Annotated in this window: 7 protein-coding genes; all 7 read left to right on the top strand. The window is 66.3% G+C overall.

From position 1 onward, the window contains the following. Window positions 1-50 precede the first annotated feature (50 nt). The 7 genes from ACREE8_RS11015 to ACREE8_RS10985 all read left to right on the top strand — a co-directional run bounded on the left by ACREE8_RS11015 (window position 51) and on the right by ACREE8_RS10985 (window position 7,895). Window positions 51-1,004: an ABC transporter permease gene (locus ACREE8_RS11015; RefSeq protein WP_431573040.1), complete on the top strand. Its 954-nt coding sequence runs from the start codon at window positions 51-53 to the stop codon at window positions 1,002-1,004. Continuing rightward, entirely contained in the window at window positions 1,001-1,882 is an 882-nt protein-coding gene (locus tag ACREE8_RS11010; RefSeq protein ID WP_431573039.1) for an ABC transporter permease, read from the top strand. The genes ACREE8_RS11015 and ACREE8_RS11010 overlap by 4 nt, the downstream gene beginning before the upstream one ends. After that, on the top strand, window positions 1,875-3,923 hold the full coding sequence (locus tag ACREE8_RS11005; RefSeq protein ID WP_431573038.1) for an ABC transporter ATP-binding protein: 2,049 nt from the start codon (window positions 1,875-1,877) through the stop codon (window positions 3,921-3,923). Before ACREE8_RS11010 ends, ACREE8_RS11005 begins: the two co-directional genes overlap by 8 nt. A gap of 137 nt (window positions 3,924-4,060) precedes the next feature. Beyond that, window positions 4,061-5,350, top strand: coding sequence for an adenylate/guanylate cyclase domain-containing protein (locus ACREE8_RS11000; protein WP_431573037.1), 1,290 nt, complete (start codon window positions 4,061-4,063; stop codon window positions 5,348-5,350). A gap of 135 nt (window positions 5,351-5,485) precedes the next feature. After that, window positions 5,486-6,943: a class I adenylate-forming enzyme family protein gene (locus ACREE8_RS10995; protein ID WP_431573036.1), complete on the top strand. Its 1,458-nt coding sequence runs from the start codon at window positions 5,486-5,488 to the stop codon at window positions 6,941-6,943. Next, on the top strand, window positions 6,940-7,662 hold the full coding sequence (locus tag ACREE8_RS10990; RefSeq protein WP_431573035.1) for a GNAT family N-acetyltransferase: 723 nt from the start codon (window positions 6,940-6,942) through the stop codon (window positions 7,660-7,662). The genes ACREE8_RS10995 and ACREE8_RS10990 overlap by 4 nt, the downstream gene beginning before the upstream one ends. 2 nt (window positions 7,663-7,664) lie before the next feature. After that, entirely contained in the window at window positions 7,665-7,895 is a 231-nt protein-coding gene (locus tag ACREE8_RS10985) for an acyl carrier protein (RefSeq protein ID WP_431573034.1), read from the top strand. Window positions 7,896-8,113 lie beyond the last annotated feature (218 nt).

Genomic DNA, 8,113 nt, shown 5'->3' with positions numbered 1-8,113 from the left:
CGGCTGGCCTGAAAGCCAGCCGCGGGGTCTTGCGATGAGGAGCAAGGGTCATCGCTGGCTTTCTACTCAAACGCGTTTTGCTGTCATTGGTCACGCTCTGGGTCTTGAGCGTGATCGTCTTCGCGGGCTCGCAGCTGCTGCCGGGGAATGTCGGGCGGGCGATGCTGGGGCCGCTCGCCGACAAGCGCGCCGTCGATAATCTCAATCACGAACTGGGCGTCGATCGCCCGGTGCTGGTCCAGTATGGCGACTGGATCGTTCATTTCGTGCAGGGCGATATGGGCCAGTCCTATACCCTGCGCCATCCGGTGACCGGCTTCGTTGTCGATGCGATCAAGAACTCGCTGAAGCTGGCGATGGTCGCCTTCGTGCTGGTCGTGCCGTTGAGCATCTTTGGCGGCGTCTGGGCGGCGCTTCATGTCGGAAGACCCATCGACCGCATCATCACCATCTTCGGCCTGTCGTCGACGGTGCTGCCGGAGTTCGTCTCGGGCATTGTGCTGATCTTGATCTTCGCCGTCTGGCTGCAATGGTTGCCGATCTCGGCGAGCTGGCCTGACGGCGCGGGTTTCTTCGAGCAGATCTATTATCTGATCCTGCCTTCGATCCCGCTGGTGCTGGTGCTGTTCGGCTATATTGCGCGCATGGCGCGGGCCGGCACGGTCGAGGCGCTCGATTCCGACTATACCCGGACCGCGGTGCTGAAGGGCCTGCCCTTCCCGGTGGTGATCTGGCGCCATGTGCTGCGCAACGCGCTGCTGCCGACCATCACCGTCATCGCCACCCAGACCGGCTATCTGATCGGCGGCCTCGTGGTGGTCGAGACGCTGTTCCATTACCAGGGCATCGGCGGGCTGATCTACACCGCCGCCAAGAGCAAGGATTTCCCGATGCTCCAGGCGGGCGTGCTCTCGGTCGGTATCGTCTATATGGTGGCGACGCTCACCGCCGACATTCTCTATTCGGTGCTCAATCCGCGGATCCGCTATGGGAGCCAGGGGTGAGCGCCACCGCGACAGGCTCCGGCACAGCACCCCCCGTATCCACCCGGCTCAAAGAATGGGGCGAGACGCTGGGGCTGCTGCTGCGCTCGCCGACCTTCCTCGCCGGCGCCCTGATTGTCGGCTTCTGGGTCTTCTGCGCGATCTTCGGCGAACTGATCGTGCCCTACGATCCGCTCGAGACCGACCTGCTGGCGGTGCTGGAGCCGCCTTCGGCCGATCACTGGTTCGGCGCCGATCAGCTGGGCCGCGACGTGTTCTCGCGCGTCATCGTGGGATCGCGCGACATCCTGACGATCGCGCCGCTGGCGACGCTTCTGAGCACGATCATGGGCACACTGCTGGGGCTCGTGACCGGCTATTTCCGCGGGCTGGTCGACGATGTGCTGAGCCGCATCATCGATGCGCTGCTGTCGCTGCCGACCGTCCTGATCGGCCTCGTCGCGCTCACCTCGCTGGGCACATCGAACACCACGGTGGTGTTCGTGATCGCCTTCGGCTTCGCGCCGATCATCGCCCGCACCGTGCGCTCGAGCGTGCTGGTCGAGCGCGAGCTCGATTACGTGGCGGCCGCGCGCCTGCGGCGCGAGAGCAGCCTCTACATCATGCTGGCGGAGATCCTGCCCAATATCCTCCCGCCCATCCTGGTCGAGTTCAACGTCCGGCTCGGCTACGCGATCTTCACCGTCGCGACCCTGAGCTTCATGGGCTTCGGCATCCAGCCGCCTTCGCCCGACTGGGGCCTCACCATCTCCGACAATTACGGGCTGGTGGGCGGCGGCTATTGGTGGACCGTGCTCTATGACGCCTTCGCCATCGCCTCGCTGGTGGTCGGCGTCAACCTGATCGCCGACGCCATCCAGGGAGTGGTGGATGGCTAGCCCCGCCACGGCCAGGGCGGCGGCGAAGCCCCTCGCCGGCCCCGACGCGCTCGAGGTCGAGAATCTCGACGTCGTCTATCAGGTGCGCGGGAAGGACCGCCAGGTCTTGAGCGGCTTGAGCTTCCGCATCGGTCGCGGCGAGGCCTATGGGCTGGTGGGCGAGTCCGGTTGCGGCAAATCGACGGCGGCCCTGGCCGCGGTGCGCTACCTGCCGCGCAACGGCCGGATCAGCGCCGGCCGGATCCATGTCGACGGGCGCGATCTCCTCGCCATGGGCTCCGGCGATCTGCGCAGCTTGCGCGCGAAGTCGGTCTCGATGGTCTATCAGGACCCCGGCCGCGCGCTCAATCCCTCGATCCGGGTCGGCAACCAGCTGGCCGAGGTGTTCGAGTTCGCCGGCCTGCCGCGCAAGGAATCGCTCGACCGCTCGGTCGCGATGCTGGAGCGCGTGCGCATCGTCGATCCGCGCCGCGTCATGGAGCGCTATCCGCATCAGCTCTCCGGCGGCATGCAGCAGCGCGTCTCGATCGCGATGGCGCTCGCCACCAACCCGGCGCTGCTGATCCTCGACGAGCCCACCACCGGCCTCGACGTCACGGTCGAGGCCGAGGTGCTCGATCTGGTCGAGCAGCTGCGCGGCGAGTTCAGCACCTCGATCCTCTTTATCAGCCATAATCTCGCGGTCGTCGCGCGCGTCTGCGAGCGCGTCGGCGTGCTCTATGCCGGCAAGCTGGTGGAGGAGGGGCCGACGCAATCGGTCTTCAACGATCCCCGCCATCCCTATTCGGTCGGTCTCCTGCGCTGCCTCCCGCGCCGCGGGCGGCGCAAGGATCACGGCCGGCTCGACACCATCCCGGGCTTCTTGCCCCTGCCCGGCAGCGTGCTGCAGGGTTGCATCTTCGCCGACCGTTGCGGACTCGCCGACGACCATTGCCGCACGGTGGAACCGGCCCTGATCGATCTCGGCGGCCGTGCCAGCCGCTGCCATTATCACGACCGCGCGCCCGATCTGCCCCGCGTCATGGCCGCGGACGCACCGGCCGCCGCGAAGCTGTCGGCCGGCGCCAAGCCGATCCTCGCCATCCGCAATCTCTCCAAGACCTTCGAGAGCGGCGGCCATAAGGTGGCGGCGCTGCGCGACGTCAATCTCGACCTGATGCCGGGCGAGACGCTGGGGCTGGTCGGCGAATCCGGCAGCGGCAAGACCACGCTCGCACGCCTGTTGCTGGGCCTGACCCCGCCCGACAAGGGCGGCAGCATCACACTCGACGGCGATGCATTGCCGGCAGCCCTGGTGGGACGCTCGAGCAAGCAAGTCAAGCAGCTCCAGATCGTGTTCCAGAATCCGGATTCGGCGCTCAACCGCTCGCACACCGTGCGCGGGCTGATCGGCCGCGCCATCACCAAGCTCGCAGGCATCCGCGGCGGCGATGTGGTGGTGCGCCTGCTCGAGCTCACCCGCGTGGTCCGGCTCGCCGACCGCTATCTCACGGCCAAGCCGCGCCAGCTCTCGGGCGGGCTAAAGCAGCGCGTCGCGATCGCGCGCGCCTTCGCCGGCGATCCGCGCGTCGTGGTCTGCGACGAGCCGACTTCGGCGCTCGACGTCTCGGTGCAGGCGGCGATCCTCAATCTGCTGGCGGATCTGCAGGCGATGCAGGGCGTCAGCTATGTCTTCATCTCGCACGATCTGGGCGTGGTACGTTATCTCGCCGACCGCATCGCGGTGCTCTATCTCGGCCGGCTCATGCAGGTGGGTACGGCAGAGCAGGTCTTTGCCGGCCCCTATCATCCCTATACCGAGGCGCTGCTCTCGGCGATCCCGACCCTCGATGGGCGTCAGCCCGAGCGCATCCGCCTGACCGGCGAGATCCCCAGCGCCATCAACCCGCCCAAGGGCTGCGTGTTTCACACCCGCTGCCCGCACAAGATCGGCGCCATCTGCGAGGCAGAGGAACCGCCCTTGACCGAGATCGGCCGCGACGATTTCGTTCGCTGTCATATCCCGGTCGCCGAGCTGCCGCGCGCCCAGCCCTCGGCCTGACAGACGGGTTCTCGCGGGCCTCGATACGAACAGGCCGCTCTGCTATTCTTGTTCCTTTCGGGTCGCCCGGTGCCGTCGCATCGCCGTTCCGATGGATGCGCTGGATCCTCTCATGCCGCAACAGGGAAGCCCGCGCCATGAATGCGTCAGTTCCGTTGAATGAAACTGCCAGGCTGGATGCCTTGCGGTCTTACGCCATTCTCGATACCGCCCCCGAGCTCGCCTATGACGAGATCACCGGGTTGGCGGCGCAGATCTGCGAATGCCCGGTGGCCGTGATCGGCCTGATCGATGAGACGCGCGACTGGAAGAAATCCAAATACGGGCTGCCGCCCGACTTCACCGGCATGCCGCGCGAATTGTCGATCTGCTCCTCGACGATCTGCGGCAACGATCTTCTGGTGGTGCCCGATCTGACCGCGGATGCGCGGTTCGCCGACAATGCCTTCGTCACCGGACCACCGAGCTTGCGCGCCTATTGCGGCATGCCGCTGATCAACCCCGAAGGCTATGCGCTGGGCACGCTGTGCGTGGTGGATTTCCAGCCGCATCAGCTTCGCTTCGAGCAGACCGAGGCGGTGCGCAAATTGGCGCGCCAGGTCGTCAGCCAGCTCGAGCTGCGCCGCGCCATTCGCGAGCGTGATCGTCAGATGGGCGATCTCGAGTTGGCACGCACCGAACTGGCTGGCGAGCGCGATCGATCGGATCGTCTGCTTCACAACATCCTGCCCCACGCGGTGGCGCAGGAGCTGAAGCTGAACAACAAGGTCGTGCCGAAGTTCTATGAAACGGCGACGGTCATGTTCGCCGATTTCGAAGGCTTCACCAAACTGACCGAGCGCCTGGATCCCAAGGGTCTGATCGACCAGCTCGATCAGTTCTTCTCGGCCTTCGACGACATCGCGCACCGCCACCGGCTGGAAAAACTCAAGACCATCGGCGACGCCTATATGTGCGTGGGCGGGTTGCCCGAGGTCAATCGGAGCCATCCGGTCGACGCCTGCCTCGCGGCCATCGCGATCCTGGACTACATGGCCAAAATGAATGGCCAGCGCGAGAAACTGCGGATGCCGCGCTGGGATCTCCGGATCGGGCTGCACACCGGCCCCGTGATGGCCGGTGTCATCGGCCAGCGCAAATTCATTTATGACGTCTGGGGCGATGCCGTGAATCTGGCGGCACGCATGGAATCGGCCGGACAGGGCGGGCGCGTCAATCTTTCCGAGGCGGTCGCCAATCGGGTTCGCCCGCTGTTCGAGATCGAGGACCGGGGACCGATCGAGGCCAAGAACAAGGGGCCGTTGCCGATGTTCTTCCTGACCCGGATCAAGCCGGGTCTGTCCCGGGACGAGGCCGGGCGTCTGCCCAACGAGGCCTTCACCCACGAGGCGGCCAAGCTCTTCCCGGGATACGCCGCGCCAGCCTGATCGCTCCCTTTGCGGACGGTCGAACGGCCGGAATCCCATTCCCGGGGCTTGCCATTTCCTCACCGTTTCTTGACCCTTCGGAAGCGACCATGCCGGGTAGCCGGCGAGGGCGGGTCAGGGGGTATTGTCGGCGTCATGCGTCTGGAGGCGATCGGCTTTGGCAGCGTCACCGACCTCGTCAGCGGTAACCGCCTGACGGGGGCGGAGCTGTGTGCCGAGGCGCTGCGCCGGGCCGCACTCCTCGCCGCCCGGGGCCTGGGGCCGGGCGATGCCGCCCTGATCGTCCATGGCGGCACCCCCGATTTCTTCTGCGATCTTTTCGCCGTCTGGCAGCTGGGCGCCATCGCGGCCTGCGCCAATCCCGGCCTTACACGCGACGAGCTTGGCACCGTGGCGGGATTCCTCGCGCCCAAGGCGATCCTGGCCGCCGAGGGCTTCGCCCATGGCCAGGGCCTCGCCATGCCTGTCCTCGAATTGAAGCGCGAATCGGGGCGCGCGGACCTCTCGCTGCCAGCCAGCTGTTCGGGCGGCGGCCTCGACGACACGGCATTGCTGCTCTTCACCTCGGGTACGACGGGCGCGCCCAAGGGCGTCGCCCATAGCTACCGCTCGATCCTGGCGCGGCTCGCGCTCAACCGCGCTCATATCGGGGCCGCCGATCTCGCGCGCACGCTCTGCGTGCTGCCGACCCATTTCGGCCATGGCCTCATCGGCAATTGTTTGACGCCGCTCCTTGCGGGCAGCGACCTCTATCTGCATGGTGCCAGCGGCCTCGCCACGGCGGCGGCGCTCTCACGGCTGATCGACGATCACGCCATCACCTTCATGAGCTCGGTGCCGAGCTTCTGGAAGATCGCGCTCAAGGCCGGCAAGGCGCCGCGCAACGGCTCGCTGGCGCGGGTCCATATCGGCTCCGCGCCCCTGGGCGCCGATCTCTGGCGACAGGTGATGGGCTGGAGCGGCACCGATCGCGTGGTGAACATGTATGGCATCACCGAGACCGCCAACTGGGTCGGCGGTGCCTCGGCCGCGGAGGGCGGGCCGGAGGACGGGCTGATCGGCCGCCTCTGGGGCGGGCAGGCCGCGATCCTGACGGAAGACGGCCGGCAGGTCGCGCAAGGCGAAGGCGAGATCCTGCTGCAGACGCCCAGTCTCATGCAGGGCTATTGGCAGCGCCCCGACCTGACCAACCCCGTCCTGCGCGAAGGCTGGTTCCATACCGGCGATATCGGGCGGCTCGATGCCTCGGGAACCTTGCGCCTGGTCGGGCGCCAGAAGGACGAGATCAACCGCGCCGGCATGAAGATCAACCCGGCCGAGATCGATCTCTTCCTCGAGCGCCATCCGCAGGTGGCCGAGGCCTGCTGCTTCGCCATGGCCGACGACATCTCGGGCGAGGTGGTGGCGGCCGCGGTCCGGACCCTCGACAATATCGCGCTGGCGCCGGCCGAGCTCAGGGCCTGGTGCCTGGAGCGGATCCGGCGCGAGCTGGTGCCCGAGCGCTGGTTCCTGCTGCCGGAGATTCCCAAGACCGACCGTGGCAAGATCAACCGGACAAATGTCCGGATTCACTGCGAGGGGCTGAAACGGTGAACGAAAAACCGCAACCGCAGCCGCCAGCGGCCAAACCGGCTGCCGCGCCGCCGGCCGTGGCGCAACCGGCTGCGCCATCCACACAGCCGCATCCGGGCGTGCCGCTGCCCAACTGGCGTCCCGGCAATCCGCTGCGTCTGGAGACCGAGCATTATGTGGTGCGCTCGATGCAGCATCAGGATGTCTGCGACGATTATCTCGCCTGGACCAAGGACGAGGAGATCATGACCGGCGTCAACAGCGCGCCCGCCACCATGACGATCGACGACATCCACAAATATATCGATCGCTTCAACAACAAGGCCTCGTTCCATTTCGGCGTGTTCCTGAAGGACACGGGCCGGCTGATCGGCTTCTACTCCTGCTACTGGGAGCGCCGGCATAATCTCGCCAGCACCAATGTGGTGATCGGCGACAAGGCCTATTGGGGCAAAGGCGCGGTGGTCGAGACCCGCGACGCGATCATCGATTTCATGTTCGGCCGCCTCAAGGTCGGCAAGATCTGGGGCAATCCGATGTGCCGCAACGTGCCCTCGGTCTTCAATTACAAGGCGCAAGGGTTCCGCTGCGAAGCGGTGCTGAAGCGCCACCGCGTCAGCCCGACCGGCGAGCGCGTCGATCAGTTCATGTTCGGCCTGCTGCCCGAGGACTGGGCCGCGCACAAGGCCAAGCGCGCCGCCACCAAGGCGGCCCGCGCCGCGCGCAAACCGGAGGCGTGACCATGGGAACCCGAGCCAAAGCAGTGCTCGCCAGCGCGCTCGAGATCGACGCGGCTTCCGTGCCGTCCGATGCCTCGATCGCGACGCTCGAAGCCTGGGACAGTCTCGCCCATCTGCGCCTCGTGCAGGCGCTGGAGAAGGAGCTTGGCCGCGAGCTCCCGGCGGAACATATCTTCGCGATCGCAAGCCTCGACGATGTGGAGGCCGTGCTGGAAGGAAGGCCGATCGGGTGAGGGGGGAAGCTGGTTGTTGTCCCCTCCCCCGTCTTCGGCTAGGGCATATACACATCTTTTCGGCCTGTGCCGATCGATGGGAAAAGACGAGTCATTTCAAAGCGCGTGTGAAGAGGACGTCTGAGTCCGTTTGCATAGAGCCGGCATCGGACTGGTTGTAAGCCGTTGATCCAGATTCGATTTCTGCGACGTCAAAGATGTGTATATGCCCTAGCCGC

It is taken from the genome of Hypericibacter sp., assembly GCF_050729195.1.
Lineage (GTDB): Bacteria > Pseudomonadota > Alphaproteobacteria > Dongiales > Dongiaceae > Hypericibacter.
Note: the sequence above shows the minus strand (reverse complement) of the source record. Positions and strands in the feature narration are given on the sequence as shown.

What these genes read in the sequence shown, in the direction of transcription:
- ACREE8_RS11005 (WP_431573038.1), top strand. Translation starts at nt 1,875, where the DNA reads ATGGCTAGCCCCGCCACGGCCAGGGCGGCGGCGAAGCCCCTCGCCGGC.
- ACREE8_RS11000 (WP_431573037.1), top strand. Translation starts at nt 4,061, where the DNA reads ATGAATGCGTCAGTTCCGTTGAATGAAACTGCCAGGCTGGATGCCTTG.
- ACREE8_RS10995 (WP_431573036.1), top strand. Translation starts at nt 5,486, where the DNA reads ATGCGTCTGGAGGCGATCGGCTTTGGCAGCGTCACCGACCTCGTCAGC.
- ACREE8_RS10985 (WP_431573034.1), top strand. Translation starts at nt 7,665, where the DNA reads ATGGGAACCCGAGCCAAAGCAGTGCTCGCCAGCGCGCTCGAGATCGAC.